This is a genomic window from Nonomuraea sp. NPDC051941 (assembly GCF_044593615.1).
Genome location: NZ_JBIUCF010000011.1, coordinates 255,442 through 276,731 on the forward strand (window position 1 = coordinate 255,442; position 21,290 = coordinate 276,731).

At 70.2% G+C, this 21,290-nt stretch carries 21 protein-coding genes; 9 read left to right on the top strand and 12 right to left on the bottom strand.

What is annotated here, in order from left to right; all coding sequences use genetic code 11:
* The first annotated feature begins 70 nt into the window (after positions 1–70).
* Positions 71–784: an acetoacetate decarboxylase family protein gene (locus tag ACIHFD_RS20815; RefSeq protein WP_363962445.1), complete on the top strand. Its 714-nt coding sequence runs from the start codon at positions 71–73 to the stop codon at positions 782–784.
* A 21-nt stretch (positions 785–805) separates the two neighbouring features.
* Here the strand turns inward: ACIHFD_RS20815 and ACIHFD_RS20820 are convergent, their stop codons facing one another.
* From ACIHFD_RS20820 to ACIHFD_RS20845, 6 genes are all read right to left on the bottom strand, one after another.
* Positions 806–1,690 carry a glycosyltransferase gene (locus ACIHFD_RS20820; RefSeq protein ID WP_350728361.1) on the bottom strand — a complete coding sequence of 295 codons (885 nt, stop codon included), beginning with the start codon at positions 1,688–1,690 and terminating at the stop codon, positions 806–808.
* A 185-nt stretch (positions 1,691–1,875) separates the two neighbouring features.
* Complete coding sequence (locus ACIHFD_RS20825; RefSeq protein WP_397368305.1) at positions 1,876–2,643, bottom strand: CDP-alcohol phosphatidyltransferase family protein; 768 nt, start codon at positions 2,641–2,643, stop codon at positions 1,876–1,878.
* The gene (locus tag ACIHFD_RS20830; RefSeq protein WP_350728654.1) at positions 2,621–3,661 is read right to left on the bottom strand and encodes an iron-containing alcohol dehydrogenase family protein; all 1,041 of its coding nucleotides are present in this window, start codon (positions 3,659–3,661) and stop codon (positions 2,621–2,623) included. The genes ACIHFD_RS20825 and ACIHFD_RS20830 overlap by 23 nt, the downstream gene beginning before the upstream one ends.
* A 28-nt stretch (positions 3,662–3,689) precedes the next feature.
* Positions 3,690–4,424 carry a phosphocholine cytidylyltransferase family protein gene (locus ACIHFD_RS20835; RefSeq protein ID WP_350728359.1) on the bottom strand — a complete coding sequence of 245 codons (735 nt, stop codon included), beginning with the start codon at positions 4,422–4,424 and terminating at the stop codon, positions 3,690–3,692.
* A gap of 77 nt (positions 4,425–4,501) precedes the next feature.
* On the bottom strand, positions 4,502–5,110 hold the full coding sequence (locus ACIHFD_RS20840) for a DUF5941 domain-containing protein (RefSeq protein WP_397368306.1): 609 nt from the start codon (positions 5,108–5,110) through the stop codon (positions 4,502–4,504).
* An 11-nt stretch (positions 5,111–5,121) separates the two neighbouring features.
* Positions 5,122–6,537: a CDP-alcohol phosphatidyltransferase family protein gene (locus ACIHFD_RS20845; protein WP_397368307.1), complete on the bottom strand. Its 1,416-nt coding sequence runs from the start codon at positions 6,535–6,537 to the stop codon at positions 5,122–5,124.
* A 111-nt stretch (positions 6,538–6,648) separates the two neighbouring features.
* Between ACIHFD_RS20845 and ACIHFD_RS20850 the strand changes: the two genes are divergently transcribed.
* Together ACIHFD_RS20850 and ACIHFD_RS20855 are read left to right on the top strand one after the other, a co-directional pair.
* Positions 6,649–7,401, top strand: coding sequence for an IspD/TarI family cytidylyltransferase (locus ACIHFD_RS20850; protein ID WP_355190710.1), 753 nt, complete (start codon positions 6,649–6,651; stop codon positions 7,399–7,401).
* Between the two features lie 41 nt (positions 7,402–7,442).
* On the top strand, positions 7,443–9,179 hold the full coding sequence (locus tag ACIHFD_RS20855; protein ID WP_397368308.1) for a CDP-glycerol glycerophosphotransferase family protein: 1,737 nt from the start codon (positions 7,443–7,445) through the stop codon (positions 9,177–9,179).
* Here ACIHFD_RS20855 and ACIHFD_RS20860 read toward each other — a convergent pair.
* On the bottom strand, positions 9,174–10,193 hold the full coding sequence (locus ACIHFD_RS20860; protein WP_397368309.1) for a glycosyltransferase family 2 protein: 1,020 nt from the start codon (positions 10,191–10,193) through the stop codon (positions 9,174–9,176). The two genes, ACIHFD_RS20855 and ACIHFD_RS20860, sit on opposite strands and share 6 nt — an antisense overlap.
* An 81-nt stretch (positions 10,194–10,274) precedes the next feature.
* Here ACIHFD_RS20860 and ACIHFD_RS20865 point away from each other — a divergent pair, with 81 nt between their 5' ends.
* The 5 genes from ACIHFD_RS20865 to ACIHFD_RS20885 all read left to right on the top strand — a co-directional run bounded on the left by ACIHFD_RS20865 (position 10,275) and on the right by ACIHFD_RS20885 (position 14,777).
* Positions 10,275–11,717, top strand: coding sequence for an LCP family protein (locus ACIHFD_RS20865; protein ID WP_397368310.1), 1,443 nt, complete (start codon positions 10,275–10,277; stop codon positions 11,715–11,717).
* A 32-nt stretch (positions 11,718–11,749) separates the two neighbouring features.
* On the top strand, positions 11,750–12,097 hold the full coding sequence (locus ACIHFD_RS20870; RefSeq protein ID WP_350728352.1) for an STAS domain-containing protein: 348 nt from the start codon (positions 11,750–11,752) through the stop codon (positions 12,095–12,097).
* 76 nt (positions 12,098–12,173) lie between these two features.
* Complete coding sequence (locus ACIHFD_RS20875) at positions 12,174–13,034, top strand: GNAT family N-acetyltransferase (RefSeq protein ID WP_397368311.1); 861 nt, start codon at positions 12,174–12,176, stop codon at positions 13,032–13,034.
* A 14-nt stretch (positions 13,035–13,048) separates the two neighbouring features.
* Complete coding sequence (locus ACIHFD_RS20880; protein WP_397368312.1) at positions 13,049–13,873, top strand: LLM class flavin-dependent oxidoreductase; 825 nt, start codon at positions 13,049–13,051, stop codon at positions 13,871–13,873.
* A gap of 160 nt (positions 13,874–14,033) precedes the next feature.
* On the top strand, positions 14,034–14,777 hold the full coding sequence (locus ACIHFD_RS20885; RefSeq protein ID WP_397368313.1) for a hypothetical protein: 744 nt from the start codon (positions 14,034–14,036) through the stop codon (positions 14,775–14,777).
* Positions 14,778–14,783: 6 nt separating this feature from the next.
* Here the strand turns inward: ACIHFD_RS20885 and ACIHFD_RS20890 are convergent, their stop codons facing one another.
* The 4 genes from ACIHFD_RS20890 to ACIHFD_RS20905 form a co-directional block, all read right to left on the bottom strand.
* Complete coding sequence (locus ACIHFD_RS20890; protein WP_397368314.1) at positions 14,784–15,599, bottom strand: hypothetical protein; 816 nt, start codon at positions 15,597–15,599, stop codon at positions 14,784–14,786.
* A gap of 82 nt (positions 15,600–15,681) precedes the next feature.
* On the bottom strand, positions 15,682–16,815 hold the full coding sequence (locus ACIHFD_RS20895) for a hypothetical protein (protein ID WP_397368315.1): 1,134 nt from the start codon (positions 16,813–16,815) through the stop codon (positions 15,682–15,684).
* Positions 16,816–17,140: 325 nt separating this feature from the next.
* Positions 17,141–17,992 (bottom strand): ankyrin repeat domain-containing protein, encoded by an 852-nt coding sequence (locus ACIHFD_RS20900; RefSeq protein ID WP_397368316.1) that lies wholly within the window; start codon positions 17,990–17,992, stop codon positions 17,141–17,143.
* 199 nt (positions 17,993–18,191) lie between these two features.
* Positions 18,192–19,433, bottom strand: coding sequence for an MFS transporter (locus ACIHFD_RS20905; protein WP_397368317.1), 1,242 nt, complete (start codon positions 19,431–19,433; stop codon positions 18,192–18,194).
* Positions 19,434–19,532: 99 nt separating this feature from the next.
* Here ACIHFD_RS20905 and ACIHFD_RS20910 point away from each other — a divergent pair, with 99 nt between their 5' ends.
* Entirely contained in the window at positions 19,533–20,618 is a 1,086-nt protein-coding gene (locus ACIHFD_RS20910; RefSeq protein ID WP_397368318.1) for a DUF5937 family protein, read from the top strand.
* A 103-nt stretch (positions 20,619–20,721) separates the two neighbouring features.
* On the opposite strand, the gene ACIHFD_RS20915 is transcribed toward ACIHFD_RS20910, so the two are convergent.
* The gene (locus ACIHFD_RS20915) at positions 20,722–21,138 is read right to left on the bottom strand and encodes a VOC family protein (RefSeq protein WP_397368319.1); all 417 of its coding nucleotides are present in this window, start codon (positions 21,136–21,138) and stop codon (positions 20,722–20,724) included.
* Positions 21,139–21,290: the final 152 nt, after the last annotated feature.

A 21,290-nucleotide genomic window follows, 5' to 3' on the forward strand; every position in this document is an offset into this window, starting at 1 on the left:
AGTGCGGCACCACGGAAGGACATCGGGGGTGGGAATGGCGACACGACTGACGGGTTGATGTACTGGGGCCATGGCAACGCATCTGATCCAGGGCCGGACGGTGGCCATGCCGGTGCGGGTGCGGGACGCGGAGGTGTGCAGCGCCTTCTACGCGGTGCGCGCCGACGCCGCCAGGGCGGTGATCGCGTACTCCGGACTCGACGTGGCCGAGTTCCTGCCCGGCAAGGCCGTCTGCGTGCTGCTGTTCGTGGACTACCGCGACGGCGATCTGGACCCGTATCACGAGTTCGGCATGGCGTTCCTGGTGCGTCCCCCAGGCGTGTCCGGGACCGGAGGGCTCTGGGACCTGCGCCAGGCCGGGGTGTTCGTGCACTGGCTGCCCGTGGACCAGCCGTTCACGCTGGAGGCCGGGCGCACGCTGTGGGGGTTCCCGAAGGAGCTGGCGGACATCGAGCTGCGGCTCGGCACGCCGTACAAACGGTGTGTCCTGCGTAGGGACGGCCGGCTCGTGCTGGACATCCTGATCAAGCCGGGCGTGCCCGCGCCGGGAGCGACGGTGATGGCGCCGCTCGACGCCTACACGCACCGGGACGGGATCACGCGGCGCGTGCCCTGGTCCGTACGGGCCCGCGGCGCCCGGATCCGCCCCAGCGGGGCGCTGATCCGGCTGGGCAACCATCCCATCGCCAAGGAGCTGAGCGAGCTGGGGCTGCCCAGGCGGGCGATGTTCACCAGCACGATCTCGCGGGCCGCGATGTCCTTCGGCGAGGCCGTCGAGGTCTGACGCCCCGATGGCCCGCCGCGGTCAGACGATCGGCGGACGGCCCAGCTTGACCATGCGCCACGCCGTACGCCACGCCATGGGCCGTCGCTCGCCCGCCGGGGTGCGCAGGCCCTCGAAGAACCCGCTGAACCACGCCTTGAGCGCCGGCCCGGCCCCGCGCTCCCGCACGAGGGTGAGCACGACCCAGTTGGTGAGGTAGAGGAACGCCAGCGGCCACGGCAGGTTGCGCCGCGCCAGCCAGACCCGGTTGCGCGCGTTGAGCCGGTAGAACTCGACGTGCCGGGTCGGCGGGACCTGCGGATGGTACATCACCGTCTCGGCGTCGTACTCGATCCGGTAGCCCTCGCCCAGGAGCCGCCAGGCCAGGTCGGTCTCCTCGTGAGCGTAGAAGAACCGCTCGGGCAGCCCGCCCACCTGGAGGAAGGCCGAGCGCCTGATGGCCGAGGCGCCGCCGAGGAACGTCGTGACCGGCGACGAGCGCTGCGGGTCGCCGGCGCGCAGCCGGGGCACGTGGCGCCGCTGGCCGATGCCGCCGTCGGGGTCCATGACGCGGAAGGAGATCACCGCGAGGTCCGGCTCGGTGGCGAAGCGGTCGCGTACGTGCGCGACGACCTTCTGGTTGGCATACCAGCCGTCGTCGTCGAGGAACAGCACGACGTCTCCCGAGCACTCCTCCACGCCGCGGTTACGGCCTGCGGGGATGCCCGTGTTCTGGTCGAGCCGGATCGCTTTCACGACCGCGGCCGACCCTTCGGGTGGCGTCGCCGACAATTCGGGCACATCTGCGCCGTTGCCCACGATCACCACCTCGACGTCGCCGTCGACCTGGTTGAGCGCGGACTCGACCGCCCGATTCAGCTCCGCGACCCGGTTACCCATGGTGAGGATGACGCACGAGATCTTCAACGAATCACTGTCCTGACGCGTTGAGAACACGGGCGGAGCATTCTTTCATGATCACCGAGTCTGCTGGTCTGCATGTTTTGGAAAGGCTGGGGCTAAGCGTATCGGAACCGAGGATGAACCCCCACCGAACGGCGGACGTCCGATCTATACGACGGACGGGGAGCTCCTCCGGTTCCGACATCAGATCACGCCAGTCTCTTCGAGGCGATGATGCTTACCAAATGCAGGACAACCTGTAGGCATGCCGCTACGAAGCAGGCCACGATCAGGACCCGCGAGGCCGTCAGGTCACCGAGGATCAGATCGACGACGGCGGCCGCCAGCGCCAGCAGCGACAGCTCGATCGGCTGCACGATCCGGTGGAACTTCGTCGCCGAGAGCACCCGCCGGCCCAGGCCCAGGAGCCCGGAGCGGAACTGCACCGCGGAAGCCTCCGTGGCGGCCTCCAGACCGCCCTTGGCCCGCGCCACCTCCACCAGGTCCGTCTCGGCCTTGATGAGGATCGCGCCGAGCGCCGCGGCGAAGCCCAGCACGGTGTACCAGTCGGGGAGGACGGCCGACGCCCGCCAGCCCAGCCCGGCCAGCACCGCGGCCTCGCAGAAGTAGGCCCCGACCCGGTCGAGGTAGACCCCGACCAGCGAGGTCTTCCCCGTCCAGCGGGCCAGCTCGCCGTCGGAGCAGTCGAGCAGCAGGTAGACCTGCACCAGCAGGGCGGCGCCCACGGCGGCCCACAGGCCCGGCAGGGCGAGCACGACCCCGGCCAGGGCCCCGGCCACCGTCATCACCCAGGTGAGCTGGTTGGGCGTGACGGAGGTCTTGGCGAACAGCCAGGTGACGTAGATGGACAGCCGGCGCATGTAGAGCACGCCGGCCCAGTGCTCGCCGTTCCTGCGCTCGAGGTGGCCGGCGGGCTGGGCGACCCGCCGGATCTCAGCTACCGAAGGCCCGGACATAGTCCCCCACCCGATCGTGGATCTCGGAGTCCTGCATGCGCAGGTGCTCCAGGATCGTGTAGCGGCCGGGGCGGGTGGACGGCGCCAGGGCGACGGCCTCGGCGAACTGCTGGCCGGTCAGCCCGATGTCGGCGGGCACGACGGGCAGCTTGTGCCGGCGCAGGCAGTCGACCACCTGCGTGACCCGGGCCTCGTCCTCCCTCAGGAAGAAGCAGAAGGCGGCACCGATCCCGGCGAGCTCGCCGTGGTTGGAGGTGCCGGGGAAGAGCTGATCCACGGCATGAAGGATCTCATGATCTCCACCGCTCGCGGGCCGGGACGACCCTGCGATCACCATGGACATGCCGGACAGGATGAGGGACTCGGCCAGCACGGTCAGGAACGCGTCGGACTCGATGGAGTCGCCGCGGCCGACGAGCGCCTCGGCGGCCGTGCGGGACATCGAGCAGGCCAGCCCGTCGATGGGCTCGCCGCGCTCGACGTTGCCGAGCTGCCAGTCCTCGATGGCCGACAGGTTGCTCACCACGTCGCCCACGCCCGCCCTGACCAGCGACTCCGGCGCGTTGTGCACGAAGTCGAGGTCGACCAGGATGGCCAGCGGCATCGGCACCCCGAACGAGCCCTTGCCGCCCTCGTAGACCAGGGAGGCCGTGGGCGAGCAGATGCCGTCGTGGGAGAGGTTGGTGGCCACCGCGACCATCGGGATGCCGGCGAGCGAGGCGGCGTACTTGGTGGCGTCGATGGTCTTGCCGCCGCCGACGCCCACCACCACCTCGTAGGCGGCCTTGCGCAGGTCGGCGCCGAGGGAGACGGCCGCGTCGACCGAGCCGTCGGCCACCCGGAACACCTCGGCCTCGCCCAGCTGGGGTGTGATCAAGCTCTCGATGTGGTCGCCCTGCCCGCGGCCGACGGCCACCGCGACCCGGCCGGAGGTGGCCACCCTGCTGTCGGCCAGCAGGGCGCCGAGCTCGGCCACCGCGCCCCGCCTGACCTGCATGGTCAGCGGCGCCGGCAGCATCCTCGCTAGAAGCGGCATGCGCGCCCCCTCAGTAGCGGACGGCTATGGTACGAGCCTTCGCCAGGTCGTCGTGGTTGTCCACCTCGACCCAGTCGACCTCGCCGATGGGCGCGGCGTGGATGACCTCGCCGCGCTCGACCATCTCCTGGTAGCCGTCCTCGTAGTAGAGCTGGGGGTCACGCTCGAAGGTCGTCTTGAGCGCGTCGGCCAGCAGGTCGGCCGCGCCGGGCCGGATGAGGGTGGCGCCGATGTACTCGCCGTACGCCTCGGCCGGGTCCATCAGCTTGGTGATGCGGCGCAGCGAGCCCTCCGGCGAGAGCGTGACCTTCATCTCCTCGTCGGCGAGTTTCTTGACGTTGTCGACGGCCAGCAGGATGCCGCTCGTCTCAGGAGCCGACAGCAGCGTCTTCTCGACCGAGACCGGGTGCACGGTGTCGCCGTTGACCAGCAGCACGCCCTGGGAGAAGTAGTCGCGGGCGCACCACAGGGAGTAGGCGTTGTTCCACTCCTCGGCCTTGTCGTTGTGGACGAGGGTGAGCTTGACGCCGTGCCGCTGCTCCAGGGCCTCCTTGCGGTCGTGGACGGCCTGCGCCGCGTAACCGACGACGACCACGACCTCCCGCAGGTCCACCGCCGCGAGGTTGCGCAGGGAGATGTCCATGATCGTGGTTTCGCCGTCGACCGGCACGAGCGCCTTCGGCAACGTGTCGGTGTACGGCCGCAGACGTCGTCCGGCTCCAGCGGCCAGAACCATTCCCAGCAACGTGCACTCCTCAGTCGAGCATGTCTTCGTGAGCCCAAAGAGTATTCGTCTTTGGGCCCTGAGCGGGTAATCCGGCGTTAGTCTTGCGTTCCCGTATCGGGTGTTTCCACCCCGGAACGGGGCGCGGCAAGCCAGCACGTGAGGCTCTCCCAGCCGAAGAACGCCCACAGATAGAGCGCGAGCAGCAGATAGCCGCCGGTCAGCCAGCCCGTGAGGGCGACCAGCGAGACCACCATCATCCGGCCGTCCCAGCCGAGGCCGAACGTGGACAGCCACGCCGGTGCGTACACGCGCTGCCGCAGCCGGTAAACAAGATCATAGTGGTGGAACGCCAGCGCGCCGAGCAGCAGGAAGATCACCACCGGGTGCACCTCGTGGGCGAACCCGCACGACGCGACGAAGGTGTACTCGATGAGCCGCAGGATCGGCGGGACGAGCCAGTCGAACCTGCCGTCGTGCGCGTGCGTGCTGCCCGGCCCGGCCAGCAGCAGCGTCACGGCGGGCGCGAACACCGCGAGCCCGTCCGTGCCCGCCACGCCGAGCAGCAGCAGCACGCCCGTGACGAACGTGCCCGCGATCACCGGCGGCAGGGGCGGGAGCTGCCCGGCCACCAGCAGGCCCATGGCGCGCGAGAGCGGGCCGTCGTCGCGGTAGGCCACGACCGTGCTGCGGGGGACGGGCGTCATGTGGACCGAAATCACCGTGCCGACCTCGCGATCCGTCCGGCGAGCTGATAGAGGGCCGCCACGCCGCCCCAGCAGAGCAGGGACAGGAACGTCACTCTGGCGTTCCAGCCCGCGGCGGTGACGGCGATCAGCGCGGTGCGCTCGCCGATGGGCAGCACGACGCTCTTCTTGAGCCAGCGGGCGATCGCGTCGCGCTCCAGGCGCTGGGCGATCCCGAGCACGCCCCGTGCCCGGCTCCCGTCGGCCGACTCCAGGAGGGAGCGCGCGGGGCGCCCCCACTGCGCGCCGACGCGGGCGGCGTCGGTGCGGGCCCCTGCGTACGACTGGTCGATGGCGTGCCGTACGACCTGGAGTATCATGGCGGCCACGGCGAGCTGCCAGATGCCGGTGCCGGCGAAGCCCAGGGCCAGGCCGACGTAGACGGCGTACTCCTTCAGCCGGTCGGCCATGCCGTCGGCCCACGCCCCCAGCGGCGAGAACGTGCGCGTGTAGCGGGCCAGCTGCCCGTCGAGGCAGTCGAGCGCGAACGACAGGTAGAACAGCAGCGCCCCCGCCAGCCGGCCGGCCTGGCTGCCCTCCGAGAACCAGAGGGCCGCCAGCGCGGCCATCCCGATCGAGGCGCCGGTGACGGTGTTGGGGGCCAGGTTGAGCCGGACCGCCGGTTTGAGCAGGTGGCGCGTCCAGGTGGAGACGAAGAAGGTGGCGAAGAAGCCGTCGTCCGCCTTGATGGACAGGTCGAGCCTGACCTTGGCCTCGTCCACCTCGGCCAGCCTGGCGACGGCGGTGTCGGCGGCGTGCTGGCCGGTCACCCGGTCGGCGTGCAGCGGCCCGATCCCGGCCGCCCGCACCGACACGCCCGATCTGACCAGCCCGACCAGGAGCAGGTCGACGGCCTCGACGGGGGTGACCGGGCCGAGCCTGCCGGTGTCGGCCAGCTCGGCCAGCTCCTCCGCGATGTCCGCCAGCGCGCCCAGGTCGGCCTCGCCCGCCTTCAGCACGCCTCTGAACGTGGCGTTGGCCTCGGGGACCACATGGAACGAACTGCCCGCGGCGACGATCTTGCCTCCTTCGACGCGGACGGGCGGCCGCATGGGCGCCGCGGCGGCGTCATGGGAGACCAGGGCCCCGCTGCCGCGCGCGGGGTGGTCGAGCAGCAGCGCCAGCGCCTCGGTGTGGGCCACCAGGTCCGCGGGGAGCACGGCCACCGCTCCCGTGGAGATCCGGGCGATCTTGGCGACGCCTCTGAGGTCGGCTCCGAGGCCGCCACCCGGCGTCACCACCTGGATCTCCCGGACGGGCAGCGTGGCGAGCTGGTCGGTGACGCGGTCGAGCAGGGTGACGTCGAAGCTGGAGAGCTTGCATGCCGGGGTCGTGGCGAGCACGACGACCGATGTGGCCGTGGTCTCGCGGGTCAATGAGTCGGGCAAAGCGCAGGTCTCCTCCCGGTCGCGCGGGAGCCGCGTGGCTTGGGGGTGCGTAGGCACAGCGTAGCGACAGGTCAAGGCGGAATCACGGAACAGGACCGTTACGCTGCCGATATGGATTCACGGTTGCGGTCGGTCGGGGTGCTTCTCGCGGGCGGCGTGGGGCAGCGGATCGGGATGGACACCCCCAAACAGCTCATCGAGGTCGCGGGAAAGCCGATCATCGAGCACTCGCTGGCGGTGTTCCAGAACGCGCCGGAGATCGACGAGATCGTGGTGCTGATGACGCCCGGCTACACCGACCGGATCCGCGAGATCGTGGACAAGGGCGGCTACGACAAGGTCAGCAAGGTCGTGGAGGGCGGCGCGAGCCGTACCGAGAGCACGTGGCTGGCCCTGGGGGCGCTGGGGGCCGAGGAGTGCAACGTGCTGCTGCACGACGCCGTACGCCCGCTCGTGGAGCCCCGGATCATCACCGAGTGCGTCAAGGCGCTGGAGACCCGTTCGGCCGTCAACGTGGCGATCCCGAGCTCCGACACGGTCCTCGTGGCCGTGCCGGGGCCCGGCGGCGAGGTGATCGGCGACGTGCTGGACAGGTCGGTGCTGCGGCGCAGCCAGACGCCGCAGTGCTTCCGGCTCTCGGTGATCCGCGAGGCGTACGAGCGGGCGCTGGCCGACCCCGGGTTCGCCGGCCGCCCGGCCACCGACGACTGCGGCGTGGTGCTGCGTTACCTGCCCGACGTGCCGATCCACCTCGTGCCGGGCAGCGAGCACAACATCAAGGTCACCCACCCCCTCGATCTGCGGATCGCCGAGCTGCTCTTCCAGCTCGCCGCAACCCCGCCGATCTCCGACTTGCCCAGATAGGTCACAGACGTTTGACCTGAGAGTTGTTACTGTGCGATCACATGAGGAGACTCATCGTGATCGCGGCCCTGCTCGGCTGCTACCCCACGCTGTTGTGGTCGGCCCTCTGGCCCGCTCCGGTGGTGTTCGGGGCGGTCGCCGTGCTCTCCTATGCGGTGGAGTACGCGGCCTCGCGCGCCGCCAGGCCGCTGCCCGAACTGCTCGGCAGGGTGCACCTCGGGGTCACGCTGCGCTTCGCCGCCAGGGAGACCATGGCGCTGCTGCTGGTGGCGCGGATGGCGGGGGTCGACTCGCCGTGGTTCGTGGCGCTGGCGTCGGGCATCTTCGCGATCCACGTGGTGCGGGCCGGGCACACGGCGCTGGCGCTGCGGCTCAAGGGGACGCTCAGCCGGATGCCGGTGACCACCCGCAACCTCGACGTCTCGGCGCTGCGCATCCCGAAGATGCCGCCGCCGTCCCTGCGTGACAGCCGCAGCATGCGTTTCCTCTACCTCGACGCGCTGCCGGTGGCCGGCGCGGCCGTCGGCGCCGTGCCCGCCGCGATCGGCGCCGGCCTGGCGGTCCTGCTGGGCATCGCGGGGGCGCTCGCGCTCATCCCGTACGTGCGCCGCGCCACGCCGCTCACCGACAAGGCCAGGGTGCTGGCGGTCGTGGGCGAGCAGGTCGAGAAGTACCGGCCCGAGGTCATCCTCTACTTCTCCGGCGCCACCGCGGCCGCCTACCAGGCCAGGATGTGGCTGCCCACGCTGGAGCGCATCGGCCGGCGCGCCATCGTCGTGCTGCGCGAGCGCGGCATGGCCAACCACCTCGACGCGACCACGCTGCCGATGCTGTGCATCCCGTCGGCGGCCGACCTGATGAGCTTCCGCGCCCTGTCCAGCGCCAAGCTCTGCCTGTACGTCTCCAACGTCGGCAGGAACGTCCACATGCTGCGCATCCCGACCCTGCGCAGCGCGTTCCTCAACCACGGCGACAGCGACAAGGAGGCGTCGTTCAACCCGTTCTCCCGGGTGTACGACGAGGTGTGGGTGGCCGGTCCCGCGGGCCGCGACCGCTACCGCCGGGCCAGGGTGGGCGTCAGGGACGAGAGCATCCACGAGGTCGGCCGGCCGCAGCTCGAAGGCATCTCGACGAAGGGGCCGGAGCTGCCGTACCGCACCGTCCTGTACGCCCCCACCTGGGAAGGCTGGAACGACGACCTGTTCCACACGTCGCTGATCACCATGGGCCCGCGCATCGTGCGGGCGCTGCTGGACCACCGGCCGCGGGTCCGCGTGATCTACAAGCCGCACCCGCTGACCGGCCACCGCGACCGCAGCGCCGGCCGCGCGCACCGGAAGATCGTGGCCATGATCGAGGCGGCCGAGCTGGCCAAGTCGAAGGCCAGGCACCCGTCGCGGGCGACCGGGGAGACGCCGCGGATCGAGCATCTGATCGTCACCGGCCCCGAGCCGCACCTGTACGACTGCTTCAACCGGTGCGACCTGCTGATCAGCGACATCTCCAGCGTCGTGGCCGACTTCCTGGCCAGCGAGAAGCCGTACGCGGTGACGAACGTCGCCGGCCTGGACGAGCGCGCCTTCCACGAGCGCTACCCGAGCACCGAGGCGGGCGTGCTGATCGGGAAGGACCTGGCCGGGCTCGCGGAGTTCCTCGACGGGGAGGACTCGCTGGCCCGGGCCAGGATCAAGCTCAGGAGCTACCTGTTCGGGGCGGAATATCCGGACGCGCTGACCCGCTTCGACGCCGCCGTCGAGCGGGTCTTCGCCGGGTCATGACCCGGGCGGCCTGGCCAGCTTCTTCGGGCTGGTGAGGAAGCCCCAGCCCCAGGAGCAGTGCATGGCGGCGTACACGATCGGCAGCCGCAGCCGCGCCCCTGGGGACAGCCCGCTGCCCGTCAGCGCGGAGCCCGCCGCGATGGCGACGGCGTAGCCGCCGGGGACGATGAGCGTCCAGGGGAAGAACGGCGAGACGACCAGCCCCAGCAGCATGGCCAGCACCGCGGCGGGCGGCGCCAGATAGCGCAGGTTGATCGTGCCCTCGTGGGTGCGCGCGACCACGCGCCGCCACCTGCCGTAGTGGAAGTACTGCTTGGCCAGGGCCTTGACGTTGGGGCGGGGACGGTAGGAGACCCGCATACGCGGCTGGAACCAGACCAGGCCGCCGCTCTGGCGGATGCGGTGGTTCATCTCCCAGTCCTGCGCCCGCTGGAAGTGCTCGTCGTAGCCGCCCACCCGGTCGAGCGCCGAGCGGCGGAAGACGCCCAGGTAGACGGTGTCGGCGGGGCCCGCGGTGCCGCCCACGTGGAAGGCGGCGGCGCCCACGCCGATCTTGGACGTCATGGCGCAGGCGACGGCCTGCTCGAACGGCGTGATGCCCTCGGCCGCCATGACGCCGCCCACGTTGTCGGCGCCGGTCTCGGCCAGCGTCTCGACGGCGACGCGCAGGTAGTCGGGGGGCAGCATGGCGTGCCCGTCGACCCGGGCGATGATGCCGTTGCGCGAGGCGGCGATGGCGGCGTTGAGCGCGTTGGGGGTGCGGCCCGTCGGATTGGGCACGACCGTCACCCGTGGATCGGCCGCCGATATGGCGTCGGCGACCTCCTGGGTGCGGTCCTGGGACGGACCCACGGCGAGCACGACTTCGATCTCACCTGGGTAGCTCTGGGCGAGGACCTGGTCGACGGCCTCGCGAAGGTGCCGCTCCTCGTTGAGGACCGGCATGACGACGGAGATGGGGGGCCAGGCACGCGTCTCCGCGGGGGCCTGCGGCGAGTCGGGGAACTGCTTCATGGCGGGGCTCACGCTACTGTACGACCAGGGGAGTCGGGCAATCGAAAGCCTGATCCTCCGGGTGACAAAAAGGGGGACGGGATGCGCGACCCGGGCGAGGAGGACGGCGGTGTGCTCGTGGGCGGCGACGCCTACGGCGGCGTCAAGCTCGCGAACCCGCGTCCCCGCAGGCCGCTCAGGAGCGCCAAGGCCCGCCGTCGCAACGTGTTCGTCGCCGGGTTCCTGTCCACCGGGGTCCTGGTGGCCACCGGCGTGGTGTGGGCGACTCCGCGCCAGATCGGCACCGTCGACGCCGGGGTGACCGTGCCGGCGGCCCGCGGCGCCGAGAACATCCTGATGGTGGGCGTCGACAAGCGCGACGACCTCACCCGCCAGCAGCAGAACCGGCTCAAGCTGGGCCGCGAGTCCGGCCAGCGCACCGACACCATGATGGTCATCCACCTGTCGGAGGACCACAAGCGGGTCACCGTGGTGAGCCTGCCGCGCGACACCTGGACGACGATCCCCGGCAAGGGCGAACACAAGATCAATTCGGCGTACCAGTTCGGCGGGCCCAAGCTCACCAAGGAGGCCGTCGAGGCCGCCACCGGGCTGCAGATCAACCGCTACATCGAGGTCAACATCCTCGGCTTCATCGACGTCGTCGACTCCCTCGGCGGCGTCACCGTCTGCACGCCCGTGCCGATCAACGACCCCAAGACCGGGCTCAACCTGCCCGCCGGCACCCACCAGCTCCAGGGCGTGCAGGCGCTCGGCTACGCCCGCACCCGCGCCACCGCGCGCTCCGACCTCGATCGCATCGACCGGCAGCAGCAGGTCATCTCGGCCCTGCTCAACCGGGCGCTCAGCGCCGACACCCTGGCCAACCCGGCCAAGCTGGCCTCGTTCGTCAACTCCACGCTGAGCACGGTCAAGGTCGACCCCGACGACGGTCTCCTCGGCCTGGCCACCCAGATGCGGGACGTCTCGCTCGACGACGTGCGCTTCGCCGAGGTGCCGCTGTCCAACGTCGACTTCAAGGCGCCGACGGGTGAGTCCGCGGTCCTGTGGGACAAGCCGGCCGCCCGCGACATGTTCGCGCGGATCAACGCCGACCAGGACCTGACCAAGCCCGCCGCCTCCCCCTCGCCCACTCCTTCGGTCAAGCCGTCGGCCATCCCGCCCGGCAGCATCACGGTCAAGGTCAAGAACGGCACGCTCATCACCGGTCTCGGCGCCCGCACCAAGGAGGGGCTGGTCGCGTACGGCTTCAAGGTCCCCGGCCAGCCCGGCAACACGACCAAGAAGGACTACAAGAAGACGGTCGTCCATTACGGCGCGGGTCAGGAGGACGAGGCGAAGGTCGTGGCCGCCGCCATCCCGGGCGCCGAGCTCGACAAGGCCGACATCAAGGGCATCGAGGTGATCATCGGCAGCGATCAGCCGAAGATCGCGAAATCCAAGTCGGCTTCCATGCCGTCAGCGAAACCGAGTGTTACACCGACCACCAAAACGGCAATGCAGAACATATGTAAGAAACAGTAATAACAGTCGGCGGTTCGGCAGGTGAAGCCCTCATGGTGGTCAGGTCGTGGCGGGAGGATCCCTGTACGGTGCTGCACGTCGTGGGCGACCTCGACGTGGCAGGCGCCCCTCGGCTGCGGGACGAGCTCGAACAGGCCATCGCCGCCGCCGACCCGCTCAACCTCGTCGTCGACCTGACCGAGGTCCCGTTCTGCGACTCGGTGGGCCTCGGGGTGCTGGTGGCCACGCTCAACCACGTCCGGCGCGTGAAGGGCCGCCTGATCCTGGTGCTGGCCCCCGGCATGATCCGCCACCTGCTGACGATCACCAACCTCGACCGGCACTTCGAGACGCGCGAATCCCTCGGCGAGGCGTGTTCGGCCTTCGGCAGCGCCGCCTGACCTCGATCGAGCCTTGATGGGGACGGTCTGAGTGATCGCTTCCGTGCGAGAACATGGTCATGTCATCACGGGGCCGATGGGGAGCCCCTCAGGTGTGGAGGCCTTCGCGTTGTTCGACCAGTTCCCCGAGCCGGGGCGCTCCCAGCTCGCGGCCGCCTTCGACGAGGGCAGGACCCGGCCTGAGTGGTGCTTCGTGAAGGGGCAGGCCCGCCTGGCGTTCTGGGCGCCCTTCCCGGGCTCGGAGCCGGTGACCATCTGGCAGTTCGACCCGGGCCCCGACCCGGTCGCCGCCGCGGAGCTGCTGAGCGGCAGCCTGCGCACGATGGGGCCGGCCAAGATGATCCACGACATCTCGCTCAAACCGGGGCTCGACCCCGTGGTCGACCGCGCCGTGGAGCACGAGGCCCTGACCCTCGCGGGGTTCGTCATGGAGGTCGAGCGGCTGGTGCTCGAATGGGTGGCGGGCAACGACGTCCCGGTCGACCCGGGCCGCCTGACGTACTGCCCCGCGCGCCGCATGGCCGGCGACGAGGTGATCGACGTCCTCGTACGCATCTCGGAGGGCTCGCTCGACTACGACACGCGGATCGAGGTGGCCACGTCGGGGGCCGAGCACGAGGCCCGATGGATGTACCAGGACCTCATCAACCGCAGGGGCAAGCCCGACTGGTTCGTGATCGGCTACCTGGGCGACTCCCCCGTGGGCCTGGTGGCCCCCGACGACCACTCGATCGCGTACATCGGGGTGGTGCCCGAGCACCGCGGCCACGGCTACGTCGACGACCTGCTGGCCAGGGGCACCCGCACGCTGGCCGAGGCGGGCGTGCAGCGCATCGTCGCCGTCACGGACGTCGCGAACGTCCCGACTGCCGACGCCTTCCTGCGTGCTGAATACTCGGAGGTCGGCCGGTTGTTCCGCTATTACTGGAGGGCATAGTGAGACTCGGAGTCATGTTCGACCGGGACCTTCCTCCCGAGCAGTTGATCCCGTTCGCCAAGGCGCTCGACGAGACGTCCGTGGACGACCTCTGGGTGGTGGAGGACCTGGGCTGGACGGGAGGCGTCTCTTCGGCCGCCACCGCGCTCGCCGTCACGTCCCGGCTGCGGGTCGGCATCGGCATCACGCCCGCTCCCCTGCGCAACCCGATGCTGCTGGCGATGGAGCTGGCCAACCTGGCCAGGGTGCACCCCGGGCGGCTGGCCGCCGGGATCGGGCACGGCGTGGGCGACTGGATGCGCCAGGTGGGCGCCGCCCCGTCGTCACCGCTGACGCTCCTGGAGGAGACGATCACGTCCGTAAGCGCGCTGCTGCGCGGCGAGACGGTCACCCTGCACGGCAGGTCCGTCCACCTGGACGGAGTCTCCCTGGTGCACCCGCCCTCCGCGCCCCCGCCCGTGCTGGCCGGAGTGAAGGGGCCGCGCTCGCTGGCCCTGTCGGGCCGGGTCGCCCAGGGGACGATCATCCCCGAGGGCGTCGGGCCCGCGCAGCTGCCCGGGATCCTGGACCAGATCGGGGGTGCCGCGGATCACGAGCTCGTGGTCTTCTCCTTCCTCAACACCGAGGCCGAGGTCCCGGAGAGCTCCCGGGCCCTGGTGGCGGGGCAGGCCGGGTTCCTCGGGGTCGCGCCCGAGGAGGTGGCGATGGCGTCGGGGTCTCCTGAGGCCGCGGCCGAGCACGTCAAGGAGCTGTGGGCGGCCGGGGCCGCCACGGTGGCCGTGCGGCCGCTGGGTCCGGACCCGCTGCGGCACGTCACGGCCCTGCTGTCGGCCCTCTGACGCGCGTTCCCTGCGTTCTCCGGGCCTGACGCGCGGTCTCCGGGCCTGACGCGCCGTCTCCGGGCCTGACGCGCGTTCTGGCCGAAAGGCCGATGGCGGCCTGCCCGTGTTCGGCCGGACGGTCGATGGCGGGCGGGCGGCGCTCGGCCACCATGGCGGCATGAGCATCTCCATGAGGCGAGTCGTGGCGACAGGGGTGACGCTGGCGGCGGCGCTGACGTTGACCGGGTGCAAGGTGGACCTGGACGCCGAAGAGGTCCACACCGCGCAGACGTTCCCGTTCACGGGCACCGCGCTGAAGATCAATGCCTCCCTGGGCGGCGTGCGCGTCCTCCAGGGCACCGGGGGCCGCGTCGAGGTGGAGCGTTGGGTACGCGGCAAGGCCGCCGACGACGGCAACGCCACCTGGTCCCTGCGGGACGGCACCCTTCGCCTGAGCGCCAACTGCACCATGGTCTTCGGCGACTGCGGCGCCCGCTACCACGTCAAGGTCCCGCCCGGCCTACCGCTGTCGATCGAGGCCGACGACGGCGTCATCCTGAACGGCCTCGCCCAGGACGTCGACGTGGTCAGCCGGGACCGCATCCAGGTCTCGGGCGCCGCGGGCAAACTGCGACTGCGCAGCGAGGGCCCGATCACGGGCGAAGGGCTGAAGTCGCCGAGCGTCCGGTGCCGGACGTCGGACGGCGCGATCGACGTGTCGTTCGCCAGCCCGCCCACCGCCCTCGACCTGCATTCCAGCGACGGCCGGGTGACCGCGACCGTACCCAGTGCGGCCTACGCGATCACGGCCCGCAGCACGGACGGCACCGAGCGCTCGGAGCTCAAGGACGACGCCAAGAGCCCCAACGCCATCAAGGCCGTGAGCGGCTCCGGAGACGTCCGCATCCTCCGGGCCCGGTGACCTCGTTCACTGCCAGATGGCCGCGTACAGCCCGTTCTCGGCGTTCACCTGAACCGGGGACAGCCCCTTGGCCTTGAGGTCGGCGAACCGCTTCTGGTAGCCGGAGGAGGTCATGTCGACGTAGTGGGCCCAGGACCTGACGCCGTCCTTGCGCCACACCGCCGTGTACGTCCCGTCAGGCGCCACGGCCACCTTGACCGGCCGGAACCCCTGCTTCTTCTTGGCGTAGAACGCGGCCTCGTGCTGCTGCCGGGACTTCCCGTACGTGTAGTACCAGGCCCCGCCCGTATTGACCGTCCACACGCCCACGTACCGCAGGTCGTCCGGGGTGCCGTACACGTCGACCGAGGTCAGCGCGAGCCCTTGGGCGGTGGCCCGCTTGTTGGCGGCGGCGAACTGGGCGGGGGTGAGGTTCGACCTGGCGAAGAACTTCCCGCGCCGCTTCTCGAAGACGGCCGTGAACACCGGCGCGTCACCCGGCCCGGTGGCGGAGACGGAGACCGGCTGCGCCCCCTCCTTCAGCCCCTGGTCGAACCGCTGCTGGTACTCCTCGGCCGACATGCCCTGCCAGATGCCCCAATTGGCCGGCGAGCCGCCTTTGACCCACACGGCCGCGTACCGCTCCCCGTCGGAGACGTTCACCGTGATCGGCCGGAAGCCGTGGTCCCTGAGCTGCTTGACCCGCGCCATGCTCTGCTCGGCGGTGAGGCCGTGGTAGGCGACCCAGGCCGGACGCGCCTGCGCGCCGGCCGGGGGCGCCACCACGGCCACCGGGGCCGTCATCCCGATCAGTAATGCCGCGATCTTGCTCGTGGTCCGCATGACCCTCCCGTGCCTTTACGCGTTCGTGGGGATTTCGGACCGACCATAACAGCCTTAACTGACCACCCGCTGGCAGCTCGGATCAGCCGACCTTCTCGAACGGGGTCGGCGTCTGGCCCGTCCAGCGGAAGAGCTGGGCGTGGCCGGTGTACTTGCTGACCCCGCCTTCCGTGATGGTCGCGGACTTGGACACGTAGTAGCGTCCCCCGCCGAGCGAGATCAGGCCGTACTCGCCGCCGAACTCCCAGCCCCTGACGCCGGTGGCCTCGTGCTGGAGCCCGCCCGGCGCCAGCGTGAGCAGCCGGCCCCGCTCGGGCTGCGGCTGCCCGACGATGTCGCCCTCCCTGGGCCGCTCGCGACCGTCCACCATGAAGAAGGAGTAGTTGGGGAACTGCGGCTTCTTGCCCTTGTAGACGGCCATCATCCAGTTGCCCGTGAAGTCGTCGTACTCGAGGTTCTGCACGCCGTAGGTGGTGTTGCCGGTGTACGCGAAGTACTTGCCGTCGACCTGCTCGGGGCCGCTCTTGTGCGGGTCGCTCTCGGTGAGCGGCTTCTCGTACTTCTTCCACCGCTCGATGTCGTACTGGAGGAGGACCTGGTAGTCGTTGTCAGCCCGGGTGGTGTTGGAGTAGATCCCGTACGCCACGGTCAGCAGCTGCCTGCCGTGCTTCTTCCCGAACTCGGGGCCGAAGGACACGCCGTCGATGCCGCTGCACCCGTACCGGTGATCCGGGGTGTTGCCCACGTTGCCGTCGAACTTGCCGTCGCCGTTCATGTCGGCGGTGTAGTCGGCGACGACCTCCTTGAGGTAGACCGTCTTGACGACGTCACTGGTCTGGGCGTCCATGCCCATGCTGGTGATGCGGTCGACGTCGAAGATCGCGATGTAGAACGACTCCTGCTCCTTGTACTCGAGGGAGCCGTACACCCGGCCGTCCTTGGCGTTGAAGTCCAGATCGCCGAGGTGCCCCGTGAAGCCCCTCACCGAGCCCACGGGGTTGCCCTTGAGGTCGGTCTTGACGAGGATGTTGGTGAAGGAGAAGTACATGTACCCCTTGCGCTCGTCAATGGCGATCCCCTGGACGTGCCCCTCGGTCCAGGCGCCGCCGTAGATCTCGTTCGGCAGCTCTGGACGGCGGTCGTCGGCGGTGGCCGGGGCGGTGAACAGGCCGAGCGATGCGGTGGCGACCACGGCGAGCGTCAGGACTTTGCGCATGTTTGCGTACCCGTCTTCAGTTAGGGATCAGACCGAAACCTGACGGTATACCGACCGAATGTCGCTGTCTGACATATGCGTGAACTGGCAGTGAAGTCACTCCGAACTGCCCATTCATGGGCGATACAGCCGTTCAAGGCCGATCAGAGCCACCCGGGCGAGCAACCCCATGCCAATCCCCGGTGACGGCCCCTCCTTGTTCCGAGGGGCCGATCGGCGGCGATGGCGTTGGCAGGAGAATGCCCAAAGCCTGGGCCGATTTGCACGAACTGGTGACCTCCGCCGCCGGCACACGACTGTGTAGCGGCGGAAACCGTCGCGGCGATCAGTGCCGGCGGTTGAGCAGATCGACGATCGTCTGGCGCCCCATGCTTTGCGCGATGTCGAGTGGTGTGGTGCCCACCGGGTAGCTCTCGAACGGCTTCGTCAGGCCGCGCCCAGGGTCCGCGCCCGCCGTGAGCAGGACACGCGCCACCTCGGCGTGGCCGTTCTCCGCCGCCTCGTGCAGCGGGGTGAACCCGTAGTTCTCGGTGATGTTCGGGTTCGCTCCGGCCTCGAGCAGCAGCCGTACCGGATCGATATGACCATGGCGGCTGGCGTAGTGAAGCGGGGAGACCCCGTCCTTGTCGCGCGAATCGAGATCGACCCGCTTCGTCGCGATGAGCAGCTCGGTGATCTCAGCGGTCCCCCGCGAGGCTGCGTGCGACAACGGGGTCTGCTTGTGGGAAGTCACCTGCTCAACGTCGATCCCCGCGTCGATCAGCATGCGCGCGATGGCGACGCAGTCATCGTACAAGTCGTCCGGGTGGGATCCGATCTGCGCGCGGATCTCGTCGCGACCGGTGAGAACCGTCTCGACGCCGTCGCGCACCACGGTGACCTCGATGGCCACCGGCCGGTCCTTGGTCTGCTGGATCACATGGTGCAGCGCGGTGAATCCGCCCGTGGAAGCGCCCCCTGGATCCGCGCCCGCCGCGAGCAGCGCCTCGACGCCCTCTCGGAACGCCTCGTGGGCCGCAGCCAGCAGCGCCGTCCAACCCCGCTCGTCGGCGGCGTTCACATCGACGCCGGCCGCTATCTGCTCTTTGAGGCCCTTCAGGTCCCCCGAGTACGCGGCGTGCCGCAGAGTGTTCTCCCGCGAGACGTCGCCGGAGTCCGTTAAGCCGATATCTGCCAATGTGTTGTCCTCTCCTGCTGTTGCACGTGATATCTCGTCAAAGTCATGGATGATCTCATAGCTGAGTGCCGTCCAAAACCGGCTGCCGCTTGCGGCTGTTCCGTTAGGGGATCCTCAACCGGAACACCCGTCAGTCGAGATGCGCCCCAGGTCAACGTCCGCCGCTGCTTCAAACCATCGCCAGAGGCGATCGCCGAGCTCACGAGCCTGCTCGCGCCTGGCGGCGGCAATCGCTGAGCCGCGTTCCTTGATCCTTCTCGGTGGCAACGGCGGAGGCGGACACGAGCGTCGCGGCTGCGAGGCTGCCCCAGAGGGCTGCCGAGCCGTGGGGGGCGAGAGCGGTGATGACCGCCGGGGAGACGGCGAGGCCGAAGCCCGTGGAGAGCTGGAAGCGGGCGAGGGCGCGTCCCAGGAGATGGGCCGGGGCGAGGGCGGTGACGAGCGCGGTGGCGCTGCCGGCATAGATGATCTCGCCGATGGTGCAGACCACGGACACCGTGGCGACGGCCGGGGCACCCCAGCCGTGTCCCAGTGAGGTGGCCGCGAGGAAGCCGAGGTAGGACGCGGCGAGTATCACGCCGGCGACAGCCAGCACGGTCCGCCGGGCGAAACGGGACATCAGGACCGTGATCGGAACCTGCAGGGTGACCACCAGCACCGTGTTGGCCACGAAGATGGCTGCCGACCACACCGGGGTTGCGTGCAACTGTGTCACCAGGACCAGAGGGAGCGCGATTTCGGGGACGTTGAGGCAGAAGACGTAGACCACGTTGGCGGCCAGCAGCGCGCGCATCCGGGGTGCGGGCCCGTCGGGCCCGTCCTTGGACGGGGTAGCGGCCGGATGCGCGTGCAGGTGGACCGACCACACCAAGGCCGCCGCAGCGAGATAGGCGAGCCCGGTGACGGCTGCCAGCGCCTGCAATGCGGTGGTGCCGCCCGCCAGGCACGCGGTGGCGAGGAGCGCGCCCGCGCCCAGGCCGGCGTTGCGCAGGGCGCGGCCTCCCGCGAGAGCCGCGTCGCGTTCCCGGCCGTGGGCGACCGTGGCCACGAGAGCTGCGTGGGCGGCCGGCCATGCCTGGTTGCCGATGCCGAGGAAGAGCGCCGCCGTCGCGAACAGCCAGACGTTCCCCGCCGGGGTGGCCAGCAGCAGCGCCACGCCCAGCACCCGCACCAGCATCGACGCCGCCACGACCGTGCTGCGTGCGCCCCGATCCAACCATCGGCCCACCGCGGGCATGCACACCAGACCCACGACGACGCCGACCGTCATGGCGATGCCGGTGGCCGGCGCGGACAGCCTCAGCACCATCACCCCGTAGAGCAGCAGGAAGGGCCGCAGCAGGCCGGTGCCGAGCGCGTCCACGCCCAAGGCGACGGCATAGCGGGGGCCTCCGGAGGCACGGACGAGGGCGCGGGGCCGGATCTTGGTGGTGGTTGCCATGGCGTCAACAGTGCGTTCGGCCGCCGGGCCGACAGTGTCGCTTGACGGACACCGTCAACCGACGCGGTCGTCGGCCATCCGACCAGCGATGATGAGGGGATGACGTTGAGGATCGACATCAGCGGGATGCCGTCCGGGCGACTGCGGTTCGCCGCCTCCCCGCTGGCCGAGCTGACCGCGATGCTGCACGTGCTGGCCGAACCCGGGCATCACCCGCAGCTCGCCGGCTGGGCCGGGGACGTCTGGGCTGGGCTGCGGCCGGAGCTGGCCGAGCGGTTGCGGGAGGCGGAGTTCCTCTGGCGTTCCTCACGAGCCGACTTTCTGGTCCCCGCTCGTCCTCGGCCGACCCTCGCCGAGGAGTTGGACGATGTAGACCGGATCGACGATGAAACCTATGTGACCGCTGCGCTCATCACCACGTGCGGCAGCAACCGGGTCCACTTCGCCACGCCGTCGCCACTCACCGACGCGACGGCGCGCGAGCGGGCCCTGGACCTGGCCCAGGCCCGCGGCGCGCTCCAAGAGGCCTTCGCGGAACGGCTGCTCACGGACCCGGCCGCCGTGCGGGCGCGGGTGCGCCACACCCTCGAACAGTGCGCCGAGGCCTTCTTCGACGCCGCCTGGACAGGCGTCGCCGTGCAACTCGCCACCGACCTGCGCGTGAAGAACGACCTGCTGAAGCGCCAGGGCATCGAGGCGGCACTCGCATCGGTCTCCAGCGCCGTCACCCTGGCACAGGACGGCAACTGCATCATCCTGGACAAGCTGCAGGACAAGGCGACCGCCGCCCACGACACCGGGGTAACCTTCCTCCCCAGCGTCTTCGGCCACCCGCACCTGGTGGTGGTCCACGCGCCCGGGTGGCAGCCAGTGGTGCAGTACCCCGTGGCCGAGGCAAGTCCATCAGAGCCGGTATCGCTGGAAACGGTCACACTACGGCTGGAGGCACTCGCACATCCGGTACGACTGCGGCTGCTGCGCACCCTGGCCCGCGGCCCGCACACCACCGGTGAACTGGCCCACGTCTGGGAACTCTCACCCCCGGAGGTTTCCCGCCACCTCGCTGTCCTGCGCCGCGCGGGCCTGCTCACGGCCCGGCGGCACGGTCGTTACGTCCGTCACACCCTCAATCTCCCCGATCTGATGGCGCTGGGCGCCGACCTGTTGACGGCCGTACTGCGCTGAGTGGCTTCGGCCTGCCAGAACGCGGGCGACCGCCGCCTTCGACCCCGACAGGGTCGTGATGGTGACCTGGGCAGTGCCGCTCGCTTCTTACCGGAACCCCTGGTTACCCTGAGGCGCCGAGCGCGACCAGCTCGATCTCGAAGCCGTCCCCGTCCTCCAGATAGGCCGCGTAGTGCCGCTCCCCGCCCGCGTACGGGTGGCGATCGGGGAACATCAGCGTCCAGCCGTTCGCGGGTGCCCGCTCGACCAGCGCGTCCACCTCGGCGCGGCTTCCCACATGGAAGGCCAGATGATTCAGCCCGGGACGGCAGCGGTCGTGCCGGTCGGCGCTGAGGGCGGGCGACTGCTCCAGCACCAGGTACGTGGCCCCCAGCCGCCAGCTGCGGCCGTGCTCCCAGTCCTGGGGCAGGGTGTAGCCGAGCGTCTCCAGCAGCCACTGCCAGCTCGCGACGGCTCGCGGCAGGTCGGGCACCCAGATCTCGACGTGATGCAGCATCCCGGTCGCGGGGTCCCCGCTCATCCCGTACGCACCCCTTCCGCTCCCGGCCTTGGGCGCACGGCCCGCCCGCGTCGCCTCAGCTTGAGGTTTAACCTTTGAGCTGCACATTTGCCGCGATCGGCAACAGAGGTGATTGATCCGACATAGCGGATTGTGTCCTCTGCAATACGGCG

Bases quoted from the DNA above. Each gene is read 5' to 3' on its own strand.
- ACIHFD_RS20815 (WP_363962445.1), top strand. From the start codon at position 71: ATGGCAACGCATCTGATCCAGGGCCGGACGGTGGCCATGCCGGTGCGG.
- ACIHFD_RS20825 (WP_397368305.1), bottom strand. From the start codon at position 2,643: ATGTCCGGGCCTTCGGTAGCTGAGATCCGGCGGGTCGCCCAGCCCGCC.
- ACIHFD_RS20830 (WP_350728654.1), bottom strand. From the start codon at position 3,661: ATGCTGCCGGCGCCGCTGACCATGCAGGTCAGGCGGGGCGCGGTGGCC.
- ACIHFD_RS20840 (WP_397368306.1), bottom strand. From the start codon at position 5,110: ATGACGCCCGTCCCCCGCAGCACGGTCGTGGCCTACCGCGACGACGGC.
- ACIHFD_RS20850 (WP_355190710.1), top strand. From the start codon at position 6,649: ATGGATTCACGGTTGCGGTCGGTCGGGGTGCTTCTCGCGGGCGGCGTG.
- ACIHFD_RS20855 (WP_397368308.1), top strand. From the start codon at position 7,443: ATGAGGAGACTCATCGTGATCGCGGCCCTGCTCGGCTGCTACCCCACG.
- ACIHFD_RS20860 (WP_397368309.1), bottom strand. From the start codon at position 10,193: ATGAAGCAGTTCCCCGACTCGCCGCAGGCCCCCGCGGAGACGCGTGCC.
- ACIHFD_RS20865 (WP_397368310.1), top strand. From the start codon at position 10,275: ATGCGCGACCCGGGCGAGGAGGACGGCGGTGTGCTCGTGGGCGGCGAC.
- ACIHFD_RS20870 (WP_350728352.1), top strand. From the start codon at position 11,750: ATGGTGGTCAGGTCGTGGCGGGAGGATCCCTGTACGGTGCTGCACGTC.
- ACIHFD_RS20875 (WP_397368311.1), top strand. From the start codon at position 12,174: ATGGGGAGCCCCTCAGGTGTGGAGGCCTTCGCGTTGTTCGACCAGTTC.
- ACIHFD_RS20880 (WP_397368312.1), top strand. From the start codon at position 13,049: ATGTTCGACCGGGACCTTCCTCCCGAGCAGTTGATCCCGTTCGCCAAG.
- ACIHFD_RS20885 (WP_397368313.1), top strand. From the start codon at position 14,034: ATGAGCATCTCCATGAGGCGAGTCGTGGCGACAGGGGTGACGCTGGCG.
- ACIHFD_RS20890 (WP_397368314.1), bottom strand. From the start codon at position 15,599: ATGCGGACCACGAGCAAGATCGCGGCATTACTGATCGGGATGACGGCC.
- ACIHFD_RS20895 (WP_397368315.1), bottom strand. From the start codon at position 16,815: ATGCGCAAAGTCCTGACGCTCGCCGTGGTCGCCACCGCATCGCTCGGC.
- ACIHFD_RS20905 (WP_397368317.1), bottom strand. From the start codon at position 19,433: ATGGCAACCACCACCAAGATCCGGCCCCGCGCCCTCGTCCGTGCCTCC.
- ACIHFD_RS20910 (WP_397368318.1), top strand. From the start codon at position 19,533: ATGACGTTGAGGATCGACATCAGCGGGATGCCGTCCGGGCGACTGCGG.
- ACIHFD_RS20915 (WP_397368319.1), bottom strand. From the start codon at position 21,138: ATGAGCGGGGACCCCGCGACCGGGATGCTGCATCACGTCGAGATCTGG.